This is a genomic window from Vibrio sp. 99K-1 (assembly GCF_013114585.1).
Classification (GTDB): Bacteria; Pseudomonadota; Gammaproteobacteria; order Enterobacterales; family Vibrionaceae; genus Vibrio; species Vibrio chagasii_B.
On sequence record NZ_VTXF01000006.1, the window covers coordinates 111689 to 132881 of the forward strand.

Consider the following 21193-nt stretch of genomic DNA (forward strand, 5'->3'; position numbering starts at 1 on the left):
GGCACCTCCTAAGATTATTTATTAATAACTATATTTTTAATTTATTGTTATGTTATAACATAACCAAAAGTTGTTTTTTGATACTCGGTGGGGAAATTGAATAAACCTGTATTGTCAGTGAAGGGGCTCTGCGCCAATGGTTTAGCAAACTGGAGGGCGGTCTCGGATGTGACATTTGACGTGAATGATGGGGAGTGTATTGCCATCATTGGGCCGAATGGAAGTGGAAAGTCTAGCTTACTAAAAGGAATTACAGGCGAGTACAAAGCCGTTGCCGGTGAGATGTTGTTGTCTGGTATCGAACTTGAAAGTCTAGCAAGGCAGCAAGTAGCGAAAAAGGTCGCGGTGGTTACGCAACATGAGCATGTGGATCCCCGTTTGAGTGTCTCTGAATATGTTGGCTTGGGCCGTACGCCGCATACTTTTTGCTGCAGTGCGAAAGAGCACAAGCGAGCAGTTAAACAGGCAATGGAAGATGTTGGGCTATTACATAAAAGCCAACATAGCTTTGGTGAGTTATCGGGTGGTGAACAACAACGTGCAAGTATTGCGCGAGCATTTGCACAAGAGCCTAGGCTTTTATTGCTAGACGAGCCGACGAATCACCTTGATCCTCTGGCTCGCCTTGAACTTCTGAGCCTTATTAAACAACGCGGCATTGCATCAGTTGTCGTTCTGCATGATTTGCCCTTAGTCGCCCCATTTGCCGATAAAGTTCTTCTTATGTCTGACCAAAAAATGGTCACATTTGCATCGCCAGATACGGTCATCCAAGACCGCTATATGGTTCCCGTTTTTGGATTGCGAGTTTTGTCGTTCAATCACCCCAATATGTGCAGCACCATCCATCATTTTGAAGCTGCATCCAATCACTCTAATTTATCTCTAATAGGAGCAGCCCAATGAAGTGGCCTGTAATTTCTAGTCTTTTGTGTCTTTTACCTTTATCTATTGCCCATGCAACAAGCACTCAATATCCGGTTACGGTAGATAATTGCGGGAGCCCACTAACGATTGAGAAGCACCCTTCGCGTGCGGTCGTGCATGACATAAACATGGCTGATATGGCATTTGCTCTTGGCCTTCAGGAGGACATGGTGGGTGTGACGGGCATTACTGGTTGGTACAAGATGTCTGGTTCATTCAAACAACGCTTAGGCGATATTCCAGAGCTTGCCCCTAAGTACCCGTCATTAGAAACATTGATTGCCTCGGATGCCGATTTCTTTTTTGCTGGCTGGAATTACGGGATGAAAGTAGGGGGAGAAGTGACGCCTCAAACGCTGAAACCCTATGGAATTGATACTTTAGTGTTGTCGGAAAGCTGTATTCATACTCAGAGCCAAAAGCAAGGCGCTACCATGGACTTACTTTATGATGATATGGAAAAGCTAGGCGTTATTTTCGATAAACAGTCAGAGGCCGAGGCTTTAGTGAATAGTTGGAAAGAGAGAATTGCAAAAGTCGCTGAACAACAAAAAGCGTCAGGAAAACCTAGTCCAAAAGTCTTTCTGTTTGATTCCGGTGAAGACAAGCCTTTTACTTCAGGTAAGTACGGAATGCCTAATGCAATGATTGAAGCAGCCGGTGGACAAAATATTACAGGTGATATGGAAGCCAGCTGGGCACGAACTTCTTGGGAAAATGTGGCTAGCGCCAACCCGGATGTCATCATTCTTCTTGACTACCAAACTGCAAGTGGCGCCGATTCGTTGCAACGTTTTCTAGAAGCTCATCCGTTAATGAAATACACCAATGCGGTGACTGCTGGTCGCTATGTCAAATTGCGTTATGAGCAGCTAACCCCTGGGCCAGCCAATATTGATGCTATTGAGAAACTTGCAGCCGCGTTTGTTTCTGAATAGCAGGCAAGGTTATGATCGAAAAGAGTAGTAGTCTTTTGATTTTATTTGATAAATATCGAGTAGCTTGGTTGATGGGTATCGGCGCAATGTTGCTCGCCTTTATGATGAGCTTACAATTTGGCTCTGTCCCTCTTTCTTTTAAAGAGGTGATGGTTGGATTGATCTCTTTTAATGATCCAAGCCCTGATATGACAAGCAGAATACTGTTCGACCTTAGGTTACCTAGGGCGTTATTGGCTGTTATTGCTGGTGCGGGGCTGGCGATGGTAGGAGCCTTACTCCAGACGTCGACACGCAATGACTTAGCGGATCCATTTCTGTTTGGCTTGTCATCAGGTGCGTCTGCTGGTGCAGTATTGGTGATCACTCAATTGGGTGATGCCTTGGGCATTTGGTCATTGCCGGTGGCGGCGTTCTCAGGAGGTATTGTTTCAGCCACAGCAGTTTTGATTCTGTTCTCTATGCAGAAGAAAAAGGGTAACGACAACCTGATCTTGTGTGGTTTGGCGATTTCATTCCTATTTGGAGCAATCACCAGCTTTTTAATCTATTCCGGCGATCAAAGAGCGGCGAGCTCAATTTTGTTCTGGACGATGGGAGGTCTAGGGCTTGCTCGTTGGGATAATTTGATTTTTGCTCTGGTGGGTGTGCTGTGTCTGGTTGCCTTAGTGGTTAAGCGTTATCGCGAACTCGACACTTTATTAGTGAGTGAGCAAACGACTAGCTCATTGGGCATCAACGTTCATCGCCTACAAAGTGAGATTTTTCTCTGCTGCGCGTTTTGCACCGCATCGATCGTGGCAATGACAGGCGTGGTTGGCTTCATTGGTTTGATGGTCCCTCATCTTGTTCGACCGTTTTCTGGGGTAACCCATAAACGAGCCATTCCTTTGATCGCACTTTGGGGGGCGGTGCTTTTGCTTTTTGGGGATGTGGTAAGTAGGACGATATTGGCACCACAAGAACTTCCTGTCGGGATTGTAACTGCGGCGCTGGGTGGGTTGTTTGTTTTGTATCTTGTCTGGCGCAAGTAGCTTGTTGGTTTAATCTGGAAAATTCACTAACCATAGAGCCTATGGAATTCTAACCACTATTTTCACACTGGCACTTTCGACCATCACTCTGGTGGTTGAAAGTGCATTTCTAAATCTCTTCAACTTAAGCAGGCAGCAAGATGATCTTGCCATCCAATCGTGTGGTTTTAGATTCGATAAGATCAATCGCGGTCTGAACTTGTTCTAAAGGAAAGCAACGGTCGACATCGAGTTGAATCTCGTTCTTGATGAAGTGATCGAGCATGGACTCGAATTGGTCACGGCGTGCTTTTTTTCCTTCAGCTTCTTCCCAATACCTCAAGAAGAAGGTGCTGAACTCGATAGCTTGGTTTTTAGCATACTCGAAGAAACGCGGCTCATAAAAATCCAGAGAAAGCGTACCATAGTTGATGAAACGCCCTTGTTTGCCCAGCGTATGAATAAGCTCGGTTCCTGGAGAACCGCCAATCGCATCAAATGCAACTGTTGGTTGCGGTAGTCCTAGTTGCTGGATCTGTGCAACTAAGTCATTTTTGGCATCCAACACATGTTTTGAAGTCGTAAGAGCGCGTTTGGGTTGTGACGTCACAACGATGATTTGAAAGCCAAGCGATTGTGATAATTGGGAGAAAATCTTACCAATGGCTGAGTTGCCAGCGTTGATGATTAACACATCTTCTTGGGTCAACTTTGCTACTTCAGTGGCCAGTATCCATGCGGTGAGTGCATTAATGTACAACTGACACGCGTATCCGTTATCTAGATGTTGAGGCAGGTGGAAAAGGTTGTCAGGTGAAACATCGACGTATTTCTGCCATGTTCCACTTGTTGCCACCAGCACTCGCTGGCCCACAGTAAACTCAGAGTGGCTAGACTCTACAACCGTACCTACTGCTTCAAACCCTGGCACTCTGGGCGGCTGGTGGCTGTGTTTGTATTGCCCAACACCGTAAATCGACAATAGGTCACTAGGGTTGATGTTGGTCGCTTCAATTTGTACTCGAACCTTATCTATATCGAGTGCCCCTAAAGTGACATGCTCGATCTTGAGAGATTCTTTCGGCTGCCCGAATCGGAACTGGCTAATTCGGGTGTTTCTTTTGGTATCTGTCATGAGTCGATTACTTAAGTTGGGTTAAGTGAACGTATTCGCTTTCTAGATAGCGCGTTCACAAGCAGTCTGGTGTTGGCAATAGGATATGCATTGCTGGGAACTGGTAAGTTATTCCCATCAATGCTGTTTCATAATGCCAGACTGGTGCTGTTCAACCAAGTAACTCATTTTCGTGTCACTGATTTTGAGACTATATGTCGGATTCTTGTGCTGACTTTGTTTTGTTGTTTGACGCTTGTGTGGCTGTCTGTGTAGTACTTATTGCATTGACTGTAGCTGCCGTAGCCGCAAAGTGTTTATCGTTAAGCGTTACTGTCATCGATTCATGTTTTACGGTTGTAGCTTCGGCTTGAGAGTGAGCGCCGTTTGTTGTTTCTGCCAGTGTCATCATTGACGTTGTCGCAAAGATCGTGGCTAGAGTGATTTGAACAAATGTTTTCATAGATTGTTTTCCTATTGGCTAAAGTTATATGTGGATAGCTGATAGGCGCACTATAAAAATTATGGGAAGGTGGTTCTTATCATTTTACGCCATCGTATGATTTTTAGACGGCGTAAAGGTTTGGAGAGAGTAACTGAAAAGTGGGCATAAACCTTACTGTTTATTGCCCCACGTAGCTCTTTATTAGCAAATAACTCTTGATTCCCACGAAGCTTTCTATTGCAACAATAGCTTTTATTGCCACATCACAAGGATTGCAGCGACGGAAAGCAATATCAGCGCAAGGATGTCTTTGCGGGCAATGCTCTGCCCTAACCAGAAGTAGGAGATTATTACCATAAAGACCACTTCGACTTGGCCTAATGTTTTCACGTATGGCACGGCTTGAAGAGACATCGCGCTAAACCAGCCAAGAGAACCAATCACACTCGCTAGGCTTGTCATCACAACCAGTTTTGATTTTTTGAATATCAGGCGCAATGTATCTGGCTCTTTAATCAGGAGAAATGTGCAGATAATTAATGTCTGCAGGCTAATGACCAAAAACAGCACCCAAGCAGCGCTATGAGGGAAGGGGAGTCCAATACTTAGGCTCGCTTCACGTACCCAAAGCGAGGTCAAGGCAAAGGCGGTGCTACATGCCATACCCAAGCAAAAGACTTTAGGAGAGAGGCTTCGCCAACCAGAAGCGCTACTCATGATGAGCACGCCCAATGTGCCGATCAATACGCCTATCCAACCTGTAACACTCAACGCTGTACCAAAGAACAACACGGAAAGTACAGCAGAAACAGGAGCTTCACATTTGGCAAGCCCTGCACCTATGGCGTAGTTTTCGAGCTTAAATAGCATCACCATCAAGCCGGTCGCGAGGATCTGCATGATTGCTGCGGCAACGATATAGAAAATAAACTCACCGGAAAAGTTCGGTGCGGAGACTGGCTGCCATTGATATAAAGCGTAGAGGTAGAGCAGGGCGATCGGACCTGCCCATATAAATCTTGCTAGCGTCACACCAGCCACGCTCATGGTGCCACTTAATTTGCTTTGAAAGGCATTACGCCAAGATTGGCTAAAGGCAGCAAGCAGGGTAAAGGCGATCCAACTAAAAGACATGGCGCTTCCGTGTGTGAGGTAATTTAATGATTATGTTAACAAAAAATTACCTGTTAAAAAGTGAAAGCGGTCTTTTTATGAGCAGAGCTTCACCTTTGCTCCGATTTGGCATGGCACTGAAACTTAAAAGATCGGTGTCTTCTTGTTTTTACAGTAGAACCACCCGCTGATTATTACGAACAGAAAGGCGAAGTAATAGCAGAACGAAGATAGCGACGCCAAGAACGCGAGGTTTTGCTCTATCTCTTGCTCGGAGTAATTATTAGAAACCAATTTGTAGTAGTAAGCATACAAAATACCGATCAGCCCATAACCGAGGTTAAACATCAAACCTTTAAAGCTAAGAACGGTGGCACGGTTATGCGACTCGGTCTTTTTGTTCAGGTGGTAACTGATAAAAATGTTCATCGTCATGATGATAAAGATAAGCACCAGTGCAGGAATTACCCCATAGATTGACCAACCCAAACTGATCCAATAGTAGGTAGCGATACTTGCTAAGCCCATGACGATAATAAAGGTTTTCGGCTCGATACTTTCTGCCAGTCTACGGCTTTGACCCGCTAAAATGATTTTCAATAGACTGATTCCCGCGCCAATAAAACCGAAGTAAATAATTGGAATATCGATGGCAAGATAGTATTGGCTGTTCATAGTGAGGAACATGCGCGATGTGTGTTCGAACAGGCTGTAGTAGAGCAGTATGAAAAGCACGTAGGGCGTAGCGAGTACCCACTTACCTGTATCAGCGGTTAACTTGAGGCTGGCGATGGTCGTTGCTAACTTCGTTTGACCATTTGGTATCACTTTCTTCTCTTCACGCATGTTTACCGCAGCATAAATCGCGAGTAGCGCGACCAATAGCGTGGCAAATACAGGAATACGCATCAGGTCTTTGGTGCTTTCTGGCTCTGCTAATCCAAGAGCATGAAAGATGTTCGCCATGAAATTCACATCGTACATCGCCGCACCAATTAAGGTGACAAATATGCCTACACTTGAGGCGACACGAAGCTGGATTTGCAACACACGAGGCCACAACTCTTCATTGCCTTGTTCCTTTAAAGTGTCATACGCCAGTGCTTCATCAGCACCACTTGCCAATGCCATGGCTAACCCGCTGAGTATCCGGTTGACCAAAAATACCATGAACACCAAGTTAGCGTCTCCGGTTGGCACAAGTGCGATCATGGCGATCTCAATGAACATCACAATCGAAGACAGCACTACAAGTTTTTTGCGACCTAAGGTATCGGCGAACGCCCCTGATGGCACTTCTGCAAGCACGATTGTCGCCGCCCAAACTACGTTGAGCATGGCGAATTGAGACAGGGTCAAGCCGTAATCTAAATAAAGTAAGGTGAATATAGGGTAGTAAAAACGCGCAAAGTAGCTGCTTCTGAACATCAAGAAGTAGCGGACATTGGGAATTTTTAGGATTTCTTTGAGCGTCATGATGAATTAGTCGATTAGATAACACATTATTATGTATAAACCTTTTTGCCTTATAAATCATGGAATTGTTGTCATAATCCAAAATTATCTGATTTAAAGAATCTTCAGGCTCTCTATTCCTCATCGGTTACAGATTTACTCCTCTTCAAATCATTATCCCATCCATTCATTTTGTTGTGCTCGTTTCAACGTGTAAGACGGATTTTGGTTCAAGATCGAACTTCTAGAACGTCGCTCTCGCATTTACATCTTATTGTATGATTTAATTGTTGGTAATAATGATACGCAATGAATCCAATGTAATTGAGGAAGCGAGCATGATCTTAGAGTCATTCAATCTGGAAGGGAAAGTAGCGATAGTGACGGGCTGTAACACCGGGCTTGGGCAAGGTATTGCATTAGGCCTAGCAGAAGCAGGTTGCAGAGTTGTCGGTGTTAACCGTACAGAGCCTGAAGAGACCATTGAGAAAATGAATGCAGCAGGCCATACGTTCCTAAACGTTCGTGCTGACCTTCTCGATCAAGCGTGCATTCCCGGGGTTATAGAGCGCACTTTGGCTGAGTTTGGTCAAGTCGACATCCTCGTGAACAATGCCGGAATTATTCGTCGCCAAGATGCTATTGAGTTCTCAGAACAAGATTGGGATGACGTAATGAATGTGAACACCAAGACAGTGTTCTTTATGTCTCAGGCGGTTGCAAAGCAGTTTAAGGCTCAACGTTCTGGTGGAAAGATCATTAACATTGCATCGATGCTGTCATTCCAGGGTGGCATTCGAGTTCCTTCTTATACGGCTTCAAAAAGTGCAGTGATGGGAGTGACACGTGCGATGGCGAACGAATGGGCGCGCGACAACATCAATGTGAATGCTATAGCCCCCGGTTATATGGAAACGAACAATACTCAAGCTCTGCGTGAAGATGCCGTGCGCAATCAAGCGATCCTTGAGCGCATTCCGGCTGAACGTTGGGGCAAACCGCAAGACATCGCAGGCCCTTGTGTGTTCTTAGCATCATCAGCATCGGACTACATTAACGGCTACACCATCGCTGTTGACGGTGGTTGGTTAGCACGCTAATTGGTTTTTTATTCTAAATATTGAATTTTCAGCAATTTTGCAGGAGAAGATAAATGAAAATCGCTTTAATGATGGAAAACAGTCAGGCTGGTAAAAATGCCATGGTTGCAGCTGAACTAGAGTCAGTGGCGGGTGGCATTGGTCACGATGTTTTCAACTTAGGTATGACAGACGAGAACGATCACCACTTAACGTATATCCATCTCGGTATCATGGCGAGTATTCTGATCAACTCAAAGGCTGTGGACTTTGTTGTGACTGGTTGCGGTACAGGCCAAGGGGCTTTGATGTCATTGAACCTGCATCCGGGTGTGGTTTGTGGTTACTGCCTAGAACCATCAGATGCTTTCTTGTTTAATCAAATCAACAACGGCAATGCTATCGCTCTTGCTTTTGCTAAAGGCTTTGGTTGGGCTGGTGAGCTGAATATCCGTTACATATTCGAAAAGGCTTTCACTGGTGAGCGTGGCCAAGGTTATCCACTAGAACGTGCAGAGCCACAACAGCGTAATGCAGCCATTTTAAATGAAGTGAAGGCGGCGGTGGTAAAAGATAACTTTATTGATTCGCTAAGATCAATCGATCAAGATCTGGTGAAAACAGCGGTTGGCAGTGAGCGTTTCCAACAATGCTTCTTTGATCATTGCCAAAACCCAGACATTGCAGACTACGTTCGTTCACTTTTAGATTAATTTAATCAAGAGCTTATTTGGCTGCTAGATGAAGATAGAAAAGAGAAAGAGGAGCCCTGAGGCTCCTCTTTTGTTTTTTGCTCTGTGAGGCTGATTAGCTATTTTTGGTGTGTACAGGTCTATATGATGAGCTTTAGATGATCAGTCCTCGCTTGAAGTTAGGCTGCAAGGTTTCTGGTTTAGCGAGAAACTATTGAGTCCTTGGCTCTTAATCATTGTCGCGTAATCGACAGCTATTGACGCGTAAACCCAAATGGTTCTGTTTGCTAAGAGATAGAATGAGGTAACAGGAATTAGATAACTTAAAGAGATAGATGGAATATCTACATAGGATAGAGGCTATACTTGAAGCTTATCAATAAGATAATGGATGGAATAATTAATTTGGACGACTATCAAGTCATGGTTAAGCATCATGAATCGCACTACTCAGGCGAGGTACATACTCATGACTATCCTCACTTAGTTTTTATACACCAAGGCTGCCAAATAATCTCTACTGACAAGGATAGTCTGCTCTCAATGCCTGGCTCTTTAATTTACATTCCAGCTGGCGTACCACATCGTGCTGATTATTTAAAACAATCACATGTTTCCTTACTTCGCCTACCCCAAGCTTCAACTCCTAATATCACTGAAATATGCATGTTGGACGTATCACCTATTGTCGCTCAGTTATTCAGTGTGTGGGAAAATGGAGGCCCAGCTCAAAAGCTCACGACTCACTATGTGCACGTTCTAGTCGACCAATGCAACCTTTGTAAGCCAACCAATAACCCCCTAATTGCAAAGGGAGGGATGGACAGAAGGCTGCTAATGGTAATTGAAGCGCTATCAAACAAACCTAACATCAAAATGTCTATCTCAGATTTATCTAATCAAACTGGGGCTTCCGTTCGTACCTTAAACCGACTTTTTCTGGCTAGTTTCAAAACATCTTTCAGGGAGATTCGCCAAAAAGTAGTGATGGACCGTGCTGAGAAAATGATGGCAAAAGGAATTAGTGCTACTGACATTGCATTCGAACTTGAGTACTCAAGCCTATCCGCTTTCTCTACTGCATTTAAAGAACATCAGAAAAAATCACCGCAGAATTAAACTTGGCGCCATTTGTAAACATCGTGGCGTTTCACCCAAAAACTAAGTTCGAAGACCAATTTAACATGATGCTCTGTTCTTAACGTTTACGGGAAAACGAGTGTCTAAAATAACCAATATATTTATCAGCATCTTAATGGCATCGAGCTATTTTTTTGCGTCGAGCATGTATACGCCAAGCTTTCCAGATATACAAAGTGAACTCGGTACTTCTGAGGCGCTAGTACAACAGACTTTGAGTCTGTTTTTTATTGCTTTAGCATGCAGCCAACTTATATGTGGGCCGTTGTCCGAGCGGTATGGACGAAAGCCCATCGCTATTCTTTCATCTGTGATTTTTGTCACTGGTTCAATGACTTGTCTCATAGCTGATAACATAGATATTCTATTACTGGGTAGGGTTGTCCAAGGCTTGGGGGTTGGTGGCCTTTATCTGCTCTGCCGAACAATACTCCAAGATGCCTTCGAAAAAACGGAACTCATGGGGATACTTGCTTGGTATGGGATTCTTTTTATGAGCCTACCAGGTTTAACGCTCATTTTTGGGGGATACCTGACTCAACACTTTGGTTGGCAAGGTAATTTTATCTTCATGGCGTGTTTATCGATTGCAACATTATTGATTATTAAGTTCATGAAGCGTGAAACGATCAGCCACAAGAACCCTGATGCCATTAAGCCTAAACAGATACTAAAAGACTATGCTTTCATCACATCGAACGTACCGTTCCTGTGTTACTTGGCAATGATGTTTAGCGGGACAAGTTGCCTACTGCTTTTCCAAGTTACAGGTTCTTTTGTTGCTCAGAATCAGTTTGATTTAACGGCCGCAGATTATGGCGTTGGGTCAATGCTTTTGATAGCGAGTAGCGTCGCATCAAGATTAATTTGGAACCAGTTTCTTAAGCATCGCATCAGCGAAAATATGACTCTAGTTTATGGCGGTTTGATTCAGGTTATGGGTTGCGTTGTCATAACATTAAGCCTTTCACTACATAGCTACTCAACAATGTTATTCGGGTTTGCGGTGATGGCTTTTGGCTCTGCATTTTTGCTTGCGATAGCTGGCGTTTCGGCATTGTATTTGTTCCCTAGTCATAAGGGGCAGGTTGGTGCTATTTACGGTGCACTGCAGATGGTTGGAGCCTTTGGTTTTACGTTTTGTTTGTCCCTCGTTCCAGCAACTCACGAGGTGATGGTTTTGAGCTGTTGGTTATTGTCTCTGATTAGCTGTGCCGCCATTATTATTATGTACATGTGTCAGCGAAAACCGGATGAAGTGCCAGTCGCTTAACCAAGTTTGAGTTAGATAAATCATTGAATATGTAACCATCTAACTTTGCCCATAAAAAATCCCCTCAAAATAAACTTTTGAGGGGATTTTTGATTAACTATTAATGAGCTTGTCAGTTACCAACTATTCACTTTCAGCCTCTTTGGAAGCCTCTGTTGCCGTACCTTTGTACAGCCATTTATCAAGTACAACTTGCAGTGCATCTAGTGATGTTGGTTTCTCTAATCGACCATCCATTAACTGATTGATCATGTCTAACTCACGTTGCCCTGACTCACCAGAAAGCGCGATGATTGGCGTATTAGGTGAGCGTGCCTTGATGATCTGGCTTGCGTCAAAGCCGTTCATGACTGGCATTTGTACATCCATGAGAATCAAATCGACTTGATGGGTTCTAAACAGTTCAACTGCATTCTCACCATTCTTAGCTTGTAAGCTATTTACACCGAGCCTGCTCAAGTACATCTGAACAAGGGTGCGTTGTACCTCTTTATCATCAACGATGAGCACGGTTGGCGCTATCCCGTTGGTTGTCACTGGTGTTGCCAGTGAGTCCGCGCTGTGTTGTTCCGTTTGAGTGCTCTGAACTTGCGGGCTGGCTTCGCTGTTCTCTTCGCTAGTCTCTTCGATATTTACTTGGCCTTGCTTCCAGTCGTTGAAATAAGGCGTACGTAACGCATCAGCTTTTGGTGCATTGGGCACAACCGGGAAATACAGGTGGAATTCAGTAAATTCACCAAGCTTCGACTTACACTCGACTCTGCCGCCAAACGAGCGCATAACACGTTGACAGTAGCCTAACCCTAAGCCGCTACCACCGCTTTTCTGGTAAGAGAAGAAGTCGTCGAAGATCTTGTGTGTGATCGTCTCATCAATACCTGGTCCTGTATCTCTGAAAGTGAGGATATTTTCGTAAGAACCGACCTGGGTGCTGATTTCGATTTGGCTATCTGGGTACGAATCAAAATAGTAAATCGCGTTACGGATCAGATTGAAAATCACGAAATTGAATAAGGTTTCGTTTAGTTTCGCAACAAAGTCAGCATGTTGTGGTAAACGAATCCTTTCGATGATCTTTTCATTCTCAAACCCGTAGTGGCTGACGGCTTGATCTACGGCTTTGTGGATAGAAGTCATCAGGATAGGACCTTGCTCAGAAGAACTGTCACTTACCTCTCTTAGGATGATATCTATGAGCTGTCGCCCACGTTGAATTGCGGCTTGTCCGTTCTCAATATCAAGTTGGATCTGCTTTGCTGAGGCTTGGTTTTCGATGTGCTGTTTCAAGACCTCGAAATGCAATTGTACTTGAGCAAGTGGGTTACGCATTTCATGGGCTATGGAGTTGGCGAGCGCTCTACTTTGACGAATGCGCCTATCAGCTTCGATAGTACTTTGAACGCGGGTAAGCAGGGTTTGCAGCGCTGAGATCTCTTCATTAGAGAACATTTGATCGTTGCTCTTGTGGGACGACACCAGCAGATGTGTGACCGATTCTCCCTGTCCAAACAGCGGCATAACCAAAGCGGTGTTGTTTGAGCTCATTTTGTCATAGAGAGCTTTGAGCGAAAGTTTGGAAGGCGCTGTGTAATCAAGTTCTTGCGATAACTCGTCGAACACTAGAACTGACTTGTTGGTTGAAAGATAGTCTTCGTAGAAGGTTTCGTTGTAGTTGCTATTAACAAGGCGAAGTTTGTCTTCAGGGATTTGCAACAGCTGACCTAAACGGCGCATTGCATCATCAATCGACAGCTTAAAGTCTTCTTCTAAGGCCAGTATTTGCTGTACTGGTGTTTTCTTGTTTCCGTAAACAAAGAAAGAGGCATAGCGGCTGACACGCTTGTAGAGGACGTGCCATGTGATGCCAATCAGCGCGCAGATCGGGATTGCGATTAGCCACTGATTATCGTCAGTCAGAGGGATGAAGATCGCGCCGAAGGGTATTACCAGTATTGCACAGACCAACAACGCATTAAGGCTCATGTAAGCAAGATATTTCACACTGTAGAAGCGAGAGGTTAAAAGCGCGTAGCCTACAAACAGCATTTCACTGATTGATAGTGCTGGTGGTAACCAAGTCAGTGAGAAATCTCTTAAGAAGTACGTCATGCCGAGGTGAATGGTTGCAGTAGACAGCATGAATACCAAGATACCAGCGATCATATAGCTGGTTTTGGCGAGTACCAGTTTGCTGCTGTTGGCGCGCATCGCTACCAGATTGCAAAGGGTTAACACCACTAAGCTGATCATTCCAGTGAAGAAGTAAGGCGTATGCGGGCCGAACTCGATGACAAACAGACTTGGACCAAAAATGGTGACGTCTTCAACAGTTAAGTTCGGGCTAAGGTTGATAAACAAGGAATAGACGCTAAAACTGACGAAGATGGCTTGTTGCCATAGGTGTACCTTGCCATTACGTTGTTCAGCTGCAAGCTGGCACGAGAAAAAATATGCAAAAGCAAAGGCAAAGCAAGAGGCGAGGTTGGCAAATTTAGCAGCGAACACGGCTACGGACGAACCAAGTTCCAGCAATAAATCGGTATGGAAGTAGGCATTGCTGCTTATCCAAGCAACAATACAAACCGAATAAGCGATGTACGGGACGTGGTGAGTCCCTGCAATGGTTTTACCTTTTTGCTTAAGACAATAGCAATAGTAGATTAACCACATGACTACGATGGCAACGGTTGCGAGAAGCGTTATCGCCTTAGCGTAGACAATCGCCTCCAAGCCGAAATCAAACATGTTCATCTTTTTTTTCCGAGCTTGACGTTGTTCTAACTCTTAGTTTTCTACTGCTACGCACGGCGTGTTTGTAGCCACGAAAATCAGTGTCATTGAATACGTTAACCATCTTTTCAAAATTCCAAAAGCCACGATAAATAGTGGTACCGTCGTTATTTAGCTCACAGAACCCAGAGTGGAAATAGGCTTTAGGATCGATAGCTTGATAAAACTGGAGCATGAAAGGTTGCTCGATGATAGTGAAGCCAGCCTTGTAACCTACTTGATGCAGTACACTCATGAGTTCTTTTTGAGCAAGGTAGAGGAAGTAGAGTTTTTGCTGAGTATTGCCGCTGACGGTTAGGCGTAATACTTCACATATGGCTTTAGTATCCGACAGCTGTAAGTGGAAGGTACTGTCGAACTCTGGCAGAGAGCAACACTTTGAAAGTATTGAAGGTGTAAAAATCTGTAACTCTGAGAGTTGCTGGTAGCCGTGCTCGGGCAAGCAGTATTGCCAGTTTTCGTTGCTGAAGGGGGGGGCATAGCTTAACCAAGTATCATTTTTTGCCCAGTCTTGAATCAGCGCTGAAGAGACCAGCGTTGGAAAGGCTTCATCAACAGGGTGCTTAAGTAAGATAAAGTGCTTCCCAGATTGTGAAAGGTGCAGCAGAGGCAGCATCTCAAACCATTTCTCACCTTTTATGAAGGTTTCTAGGTTACTCAAAGCAATAGCATCACTGATTGGCATCGCTTGTGGGTGGCACGGTGTCTGTACCATGAGAGAGTCGGATTCGATGTGTTCAATGATCGCGCCGTAGTACGCGCAATCTTTAATCGGTAGCTCGATACGTGAGATAGCTCTATCGTTGAGCGGCGATTTTGTCTTTATTGCGGCAATTTCACATTCACACCAAAAGTCCAACCAAGACATATAGAATTGGCTGGCCGCTCTTTCTAACAGAACCATATCAGGAGCTAAAGTACTCGGATACCGTTGAACCAGGTCCCGATAATCCATCAACTCAAATAATACTGAAAGACTTTTGTGTTGGTGCTCTGGGTACAAAGAACCTAGGAGGTTACGGCGATAATCAGTAACGGTTTGGAAAAGAGTAGTGCGTTGTTGTGGCTGATAAGTATTGATAACGAGATCGATCAATACTCGTTGTTTCTTTTCAATAGACTCATCGCTAGCCAACAGCGAGTCTAAAGACGTCAGTAATTTCATGGTGTGAATCTAGCCTAGGTTTATATAATTATTTTTATTCGATCTGCACTTATTTCCTGACACTTATATTATGTAAGCCTTGAAGTAACGTTATTTTCGTTGTGTATAAATGACGTTGCTTGTGTCTATGAAATGAAAACAAGTTGCATAATCGAGCGCAAGTCTACTACTTGCGTATTTTCTTAACAACCGAACTTTTTCTAGTTTATGAAGTGCTAAATTAGTTTTTTCTCAATAACTTAGGTGCTATTCATAGATCTAGCCTAACATTTAGCTAGCGAGCATAAACCTTTGGTTTTATAAACTGATACCAAATATCTATTTTTTGAAGCAATCTCATAATTAATACGCAACTAAATTCACCTTTATAATTGTAGGGAATATAACGACGAGCCAAGCATACAATTGATAAATATAATTATGTCTCAAACTCTTTTATTCCCACGTCACCGTTTGGCGCTAGCTTGCTTACTTTCTAGTGCATCTACTTTCTCTTTCGCTGAAAATCAGTGTGAGGTGCCTGAGCTTCAGTTGTCATCTGATCTCGCTCATGCCGTTTCACTAGCAGACAACAGTTGCTATAGATCTTGGTTCTCAGCATCGAAGAATTCGTTAGCCAATATCTACAGCGAAGCTAGTCTGAACCAAATCAGTAATCTACTTAACTTAGAGATAGCCCGTTACCGAGGCGAAGCTGAGCAAGCACGCAAACTTGAAAACTTAGGTGAATTTGTTCGTGCAGCTTATTACGTTCGTTATAACGCGCGAGAAGAAGATTTCTCTGAGGCTTTAAGTGAACGCTTTGCGCATTCAACCAATGCATTTCTTGCTAATCCTAATTCGCTAAATCAAGGGCGAGAACAAGTTGGTGCGCTGAAGAGCCTGACGCTTATGGTCGACAACGTGAAGCAACTTCCACTCACTATGGATGCACAACTTGCGGCACTTAGCCACTTCAACCGTCAAACGGCGCAAGACTCACATTGGGTTGATGGGCTCAATAATCTATTCAGAGCGATGGCCGGGCATGCTGCTCGAGATGACTTCTACAATTACCTAGCAAACAACACTCAACATATAGATACACTAGCGAGGTTTGCTCGTGACAATCGCTGGGCTTTGGATACAGATGCGAGCTTTTTGGTTTATAACGCGGTGCGCGAGACGGGAAGATTGCTAGCAAGCCCAGATAAAGCGACTAAAGATAAAGCGTTGCAGGTGATGCAAGATGTAATAGTGCAAAATCCTCTGGGTAGTGAGCACGATAAACTATGGCTAGCGGCGGTAGAAATGCTGGGATATTTTGCACCAGAGGGGTTGAACGGACTCGATCTTGAACAGGCGAAACGCGACGTTGCTCAACGTATCTTACCTAACCGCTACGAGTGCCCAGGCCCTGCAATTCTTCGCTCTCAAGATTTAACTGAGTTACAAGCTGCAAAGGCGTGTGATGTATTGGCAGCTAAAGAGGCAGACTTTCACCAAGTTGCCAATACAGGGCAGCAACCGGTGGCTGATGACAACAATCATAATGTTGAGATCGCGGTGTTTGGTAGTAAAGGCAGTTATGTTGACTACTCTTCATTCCTGTTTGGTAATACGACGGATAACGGTGGTCAGTACTTAGAAGGCAATCCGGCCGACTTGGAGAATGTAGCGCGTTTCGTGGCTTACCGTTACGACAATGGGGATGAGCTCTCCATTCTGAATTTTGAACATGAATACACGCACTACCTAGATGCGCGCTTCAATCTACATGGTTCATTTAATGATAACTTGGCTCATGGTTATGTGGTGTGGTGGTTGGAAGGGTTCGCCGAGTATATGCATTACAAGCAAGGCTATGATGCCGCAATTCGCTTAATTGATAGTGGAAAGATGCGCCTATCGGATGTACTTGCGACCACTTACTCTCATGATTCAAACCGTATTTACCGATGGGGGTATTTGGCGACCCGCTTTATGCTAGAAGAGCATCCAAATGAAGTGGAAAGCTTACTGGCGCTGTCTCGTTCTGGTCAGTTTGCTGAATGGGCAAAGCAGGTAAAAGTGCTTGGCCAACAGTACGACGGTGAATTTGAACGTTGGCTAGATACGGTAACAAGTGAAGATAAACCTGAGCCTGGAGAACCCACGGATCCGACAGAACCAAGTGATCAAATCAAGACTCTTATTGCCAACCAAAACCTAGTGTTGAGCGGTGAAGCATACAGTGAGCAGCTATTCTATGTAGACGTCCCTGAGAACACCATACACTTTGAGGTGTCAATTCAAGGGAAACCTCAAGGGGATGCTGATCTCTACATGAGCTACAACCGCGCTGCGCATTACTATGACTTTGAGTTCAGCCAGTATGGTAATGGCAGTAATGAGTTGGTGACGTTTGAGCCAGAGACAACGGGATATATTAAGCCAGGCCGTTACTACATGAGCGTGACTGGGCGTACCGGTTTTAGTGGTGTTACATTGCTTGCATCGTTAGAAACAGAACAACCCGTTCCACCGTCTCCAGAGCAAGATGACCTAACACCTGTGGTATTAGAATCTGGTAAAGCTCATCTGTTTACTGTTCATCAACAACGTTACGCTGCCGTTTATGTTCCAGAGGGAGTACAAGAAGTTCGCGTATGGCTAATCGATCAAAATAATGATCCAGCAGAGAAAGGTAATGTTGATCTGTTTGCAAGCGGTGCATATTGGCCAACCGTTGGGCAGCATGACTATGCGTCGGATTATCGTGGCAGCAATGAGTATCTACAAATACCTGTGACTGAGGAAGGGTACTTACATTTCTTGTTAAGTGCAGAACAGCAAGGTGATGATGTCGAGATGTTGGTCTATTTTCATTAAGGCGCAAATCTCGAATATATAGATAACAAGCCGAGTATGAGTGCTCGGCTTTGTTTTTCTGACAGTTTTCTGTGTTAATAGAGTAGTTACACCATAATCTCTGATGAAGTGATGACATTAGCGGTTTAAGCTTGTAAGCATATGAAACACCGAGATAACGGTGTGATCACTTGTTAAAACTGAATGATTTATTTAGTGAGGATTTATGAAGAAAGCACGATTAACATCACTACTTGGAGTAGCGACTTTAGTTGGCGTGGTTGCTCTGGCTGGATGCAGTCAGAATGGTGAAGTGATGAGTCAATCACAAGAGAATACGAATCCGATCTGTAGTACTAAAAACCTAACTGGTGGTTGGTCGAAAAGTGAAGTCACACCACAAGCAGAGCAAGCGCTAGACGCCGTGCTTAGCCAAATGAACACGTCTGCAAAGCTTCAACAAATCTTGAGTGTTCGAACTCAAGTGGTGGCTGGTTTGAATTACGCGATTGAGTTTGAAATGGATAATGGTGAAGTGTGGAATACGATTGTATACCGCTCTCTACAAGGCGATATCGAAATGGTTCAGGCCGCGCAGCAAGGCCGTTTGTGTCAGTAGTCTAAGCTAGCTATCAAATATAACGTCTCACACAAAAATGGCTCCCGATTGGGAGCCATTTTTTTGACTAGTGTCTTGTCGTAAGCTCGTAACGGTTTATTCCGCCTCAGATAATTCAGGTTCTGATACTTCGCTTTCGGATAACTCAACAACGCAAGCTCGGCTGATATCTTCATCGATGTATGCCATACCCAGTTTATTTAGGTAATCCATGCGGTCTGCAGTACGAAGATCGATATCAGGGCCTGCAATCTTGTTATCTTGGTAAACCTTGGCGAGATGAGCCATGAACTGCTCGCCCACACTCATCATCAGCAAGCTCATTGCGCCAACGTCTGGTCTTACTTTAGCGCGTTGTTTTTCAGATAAATTCACCTCTAATACAACAGGTTGTTCCTCACCTTCAAAACGAACGCTGCGCTCTCTCACCGTTTGTTGTGCCCAGTAGTACGCAAGCTCTTTACTCTGAGTTAGGAACACAGGCTCTACAGATTCGGTGTAGTTATTGCCGATGGTTGCCATGGTTTTTACGGCGGCTTGGTTGAGTGCTTTATCGCCCGAGCGTTTTAGCCCTTGGCCTTTAATGGAAGCGATTAATGCTGAAGAGGTTCCGTGATACCAAGTATCACCTGTTGCGAAACCATTTTCTGATAGCAGTGTTTTTGCATCTTGTAGGTGTTTAGGTATTGAAGTCATAGGCACTCTCAATCAAAAGAAATTTCAACAAACAGGAATCTAATAAAACATGAATACGGTTAGCTTAAACAGATGTTGCTTAGCTGACCGTGGGTTAGGGCACAAATCTGAGACTTTGAGATAAAGCCGGCCATACAAGCTTTATCTCAAAGCCTTCCCCCGGATCTTACCTAAGTAAGAGAGAAGGGCGGGGGAGGCTTTAGCGTTAGCGATTAATCAAAAAAGTGCTAGCGATTAATCAAATTGGTTCGATGTATTCAGTTCACCCGCTGCTTTTAGTGCGTTTTCACCAGCGAAGTACTCTTTATGGTCATCACCCATATCTGAACCAGACATGTTTTGGTGTTTAACACATGCGATACCTTGGCGGATCTCTTTACGTTGAACGTTAGCAACGTAGCCCAGCATGCCTTGGTCACCGAAGTACTCTTTCGCAAGGTTGTCGGTAGACAGCGCTGCAGTGTGGTAAGTAGGTAGAGTAATTAGGTGGTGGAAGATACCTGCTTCACGAGACGCATCTGCTTGGAATGTGCGAATCTTGTCATCAGCTCGTTTAGACAATTCAGTTTCGTCATATTCAGCACTCATTAGGCTAGCACGGTCGTAGGCAGAAACGTCTTCACCAGCTTCAACCATTGCGTCGTATGCTTGTTGACGGAAGTTTAGTGTCCAGTTGAACGATGGAGAGTTGTTGTATACCAGTTTCGCATTAGGGTGTACTTCACGAACGCCATCCATCATCTCTTTGATTTGGCCGATGTGAGGCTTCTCTGTTTCAATCCAAAGTAGGTCGGCACCAGCGTTAATTGCTTCAATACAGTCAAATACACAGCGGTCTTCACCAGTACCTTGACGGAATTGGTACAAGCCAGATGGTAGACGCTTAGGACGTACCAGCTTGCCTTCACGGTTGAAGCAAACGTCGCCTTGTTTCATGTCAGCTACATCGATCTCTTCAACATCTAGGTAAGAGTTGTAGATGTCACCTTGGTCACCTGGCTCTTTCACTACTGCGATTTCTTTGGTTAGGCCTGCACCTTGTGAATCGGTACGAGCAACGATGATGCCGTTGTCGATGCCTAGCTCAAGGAAAGCGTAACGAAGTGCACGAAGTTTCGCGTGGAAATCAGCGTGAGGTACGGTTACTTTGCCATCTTGGTGACCACATTGCTTTTCATCGGCAACTTGGTTTTCGATTTGTAGACAACATGCACCTGCTTCAATCATCTGCTTAGCCATTAGGTATGTCGCTTCTGCGTTACCAAAGCCTGCATCGATATCGGCGATGATTGGCACTACGTGTGTTACGTGGTTGTCGATTTTGTCTTGAATGCGGTCTTGTAGGTCGACATCGCCAGCTTCACGAGCTGCATCTAGTTCACGGAATAAACCACCTAATTCACGAGCATCTGCTTGACGTAGGAAGGTGTATAGCTCTTCAACTAGGCCTGCAACTGACGTTTTCTCATGCATTGATTGGTCTGGAAGTGGGCCGAATTCTGAACGAAGTGCTGCAACCATCCAACCAGAAAGGTATAGGTAGCGGCGATCTGTTTTACCATCAAAGTGCTTTTTAATAGAAATCAGCTTTTGTTGGCCGATAAAACCGTGCCAGCAACCTAGAGACTGAGTGTATTGAGAGCTGTCTTTATCGTAAGCCTCCATATCCGCACGCATAATATCTGCCGTGTATTGCGCGATATCTAGACCTGTTTTGAATTTGTTTTGAGCTCGCATACGAGCAGCAGATTCAGCATTGATTGCATCCCATGGAGCACCTGCAGCGCTTTTTGCAACTTCTATCATTTCGATATCTTGTGTAATTTGCGACATAACTATTCCTTAGTTTCACGTGGGGTATGGTTGCCAAATTGGCTTGGATTAAAACTTTGCTATGGACAAAGA

At 44.4% G+C, this 21193-nt stretch carries 17 protein-coding genes; 9 read left to right on the forward strand and 8 right to left on the reverse strand.

Going from position 1 to position 21193, the window contains the following annotated elements; genetic code table 11:
- Positions 1-111 precede the first annotated feature (111 nt).
- The 3 genes from F0228_RS06720 to F0228_RS06730 all read left to right on the forward strand — a co-directional run bounded on the left by F0228_RS06720 (position 112) and on the right by F0228_RS06730 (position 2899).
- Positions 112-906: an ABC transporter ATP-binding protein gene (locus F0228_RS06720; RefSeq protein WP_116871548.1), complete on the forward strand. Its 795-nt coding sequence runs from the start codon at positions 112-114 to the stop codon at positions 904-906.
- Complete coding sequence (locus tag F0228_RS06725) at positions 903-1865, forward strand: ABC transporter substrate-binding protein (protein WP_171730515.1); 963 nt, start codon at positions 903-905, stop codon at positions 1863-1865. The genes F0228_RS06720 and F0228_RS06725 overlap by 4 nt, the downstream gene beginning before the upstream one ends.
- 86 nt (positions 1866-1951) lie before the next feature.
- Positions 1952-2899 carry an iron ABC transporter permease gene (locus F0228_RS06730; RefSeq protein WP_102425656.1) on the forward strand — a complete coding sequence of 316 codons (948 nt, stop codon included), beginning with the start codon at positions 1952-1954 and terminating at the stop codon, positions 2897-2899.
- Between the two features lie 124 nt (positions 2900-3023).
- Here the strand turns inward: F0228_RS06730 and F0228_RS06735 are convergent, their stop codons facing one another.
- From F0228_RS06735 to F0228_RS06750, 4 genes are all read right to left on the reverse strand, one after another.
- Positions 3024-4013 carry a zinc-dependent alcohol dehydrogenase family protein gene (locus F0228_RS06735; RefSeq protein WP_171730516.1) on the reverse strand — a complete coding sequence of 330 codons (990 nt, stop codon included), beginning with the start codon at positions 4011-4013 and terminating at the stop codon, positions 3024-3026.
- Positions 4014-4203: 190 nt separating this feature from the next.
- Positions 4204-4455 carry a hypothetical protein gene (locus tag F0228_RS06740; protein WP_171762055.1) on the reverse strand — a complete coding sequence of 84 codons (252 nt, stop codon included), beginning with the start codon at positions 4453-4455 and terminating at the stop codon, positions 4204-4206.
- A 234-nt stretch (positions 4456-4689) separates the two neighbouring features.
- Complete coding sequence (locus F0228_RS06745; protein ID WP_171762056.1) at positions 4690-5571, reverse strand: DMT family transporter; 882 nt, start codon at positions 5569-5571, stop codon at positions 4690-4692.
- A 123-nt stretch (positions 5572-5694) separates the two neighbouring features.
- Positions 5695-7026: an MFS transporter gene (locus tag F0228_RS06750; RefSeq protein ID WP_171730518.1), complete on the reverse strand. Its 1332-nt coding sequence runs from the start codon at positions 7024-7026 to the stop codon at positions 5695-5697.
- Between the two features lie 317 nt (positions 7027-7343).
- On the opposite strand from F0228_RS06750, the gene kduD reads away from it, so the two are divergent.
- The 4 genes from kduD (at position 7344) to F0228_RS06770 (ending at position 11189) form a co-directional block, all read left to right on the forward strand.
- Entirely contained in the window at positions 7344-8105 is a 762-nt protein-coding gene (gene kduD, locus F0228_RS06755) for a 2-dehydro-3-deoxy-D-gluconate 5-dehydrogenase KduD (protein ID WP_116871284.1), read from the forward strand.
- Positions 8106-8158: 53 nt separating this feature from the next.
- Positions 8159-8797 carry an RpiB/LacA/LacB family sugar-phosphate isomerase gene (locus F0228_RS06760; protein ID WP_116871285.1) on the forward strand — a complete coding sequence of 213 codons (639 nt, stop codon included), beginning with the start codon at positions 8159-8161 and terminating at the stop codon, positions 8795-8797.
- A 345-nt stretch (positions 8798-9142) separates the two neighbouring features.
- Complete coding sequence (locus tag F0228_RS25810; protein WP_239930536.1) at positions 9143-9895, forward strand: AraC family transcriptional regulator; 753 nt, start codon at positions 9143-9145, stop codon at positions 9893-9895.
- 100 nt (positions 9896-9995) lie between these two features.
- The gene (locus tag F0228_RS06770; protein ID WP_116871286.1) at positions 9996-11189 is read left to right on the forward strand and encodes an MFS transporter; all 1194 of its coding nucleotides are present in this window, start codon (positions 9996-9998) and stop codon (positions 11187-11189) included.
- Positions 11190-11312: 123 nt separating this feature from the next.
- Here the strand turns inward: F0228_RS06770 and F0228_RS06775 are convergent, their stop codons facing one another.
- Positions 11313-13934, reverse strand: a complete 2622-nt coding sequence (locus tag F0228_RS06775; RefSeq protein WP_105058852.1) for a hybrid sensor histidine kinase/response regulator — start codon at positions 13932-13934, stop codon at positions 11313-11315.
- Positions 13927-15144, reverse strand: a complete 1218-nt coding sequence (locus F0228_RS06780) for an acyl-homoserine-lactone synthase (protein ID WP_105058435.1) — start codon at positions 15142-15144, stop codon at positions 13927-13929. The genes F0228_RS06775 and F0228_RS06780 overlap by 8 nt, the downstream gene beginning before the upstream one ends.
- Positions 15145-15564: 420 nt before the next feature.
- On the opposite strand from F0228_RS06780, the gene F0228_RS06785 reads away from it, so the two are divergent.
- The gene (locus F0228_RS06785; protein ID WP_105058434.1) at positions 15565-17994 is read left to right on the forward strand and encodes a M9 family metallopeptidase; all 2430 of its coding nucleotides are present in this window, start codon (positions 15565-15567) and stop codon (positions 17992-17994) included.
- 205 nt (positions 17995-18199) lie between these two features.
- Positions 18200-18592 carry a cystatin domain-containing protein gene (locus F0228_RS06790; RefSeq protein ID WP_102425312.1) on the forward strand — a complete coding sequence of 131 codons (393 nt, stop codon included), beginning with the start codon at positions 18200-18202 and terminating at the stop codon, positions 18590-18592.
- 96 nt (positions 18593-18688) lie between these two features.
- Here F0228_RS06790 and F0228_RS06795 read toward each other — a convergent pair whose 3' ends face one another.
- Positions 18689-19288 carry a hypothetical protein gene (locus F0228_RS06795; protein WP_061032180.1) on the reverse strand — a complete coding sequence of 200 codons (600 nt, stop codon included), beginning with the start codon at positions 19286-19288 and terminating at the stop codon, positions 18689-18691.
- Positions 19289-19522: 234 nt separating this feature from the next.
- On the reverse strand, positions 19523-21121 hold the full coding sequence (locus F0228_RS06800; RefSeq protein ID WP_061032181.1) for an isocitrate lyase: 1599 nt from the start codon (positions 21119-21121) through the stop codon (positions 19523-19525).
- Positions 21122-21193: the final 72 nt, after the last annotated feature.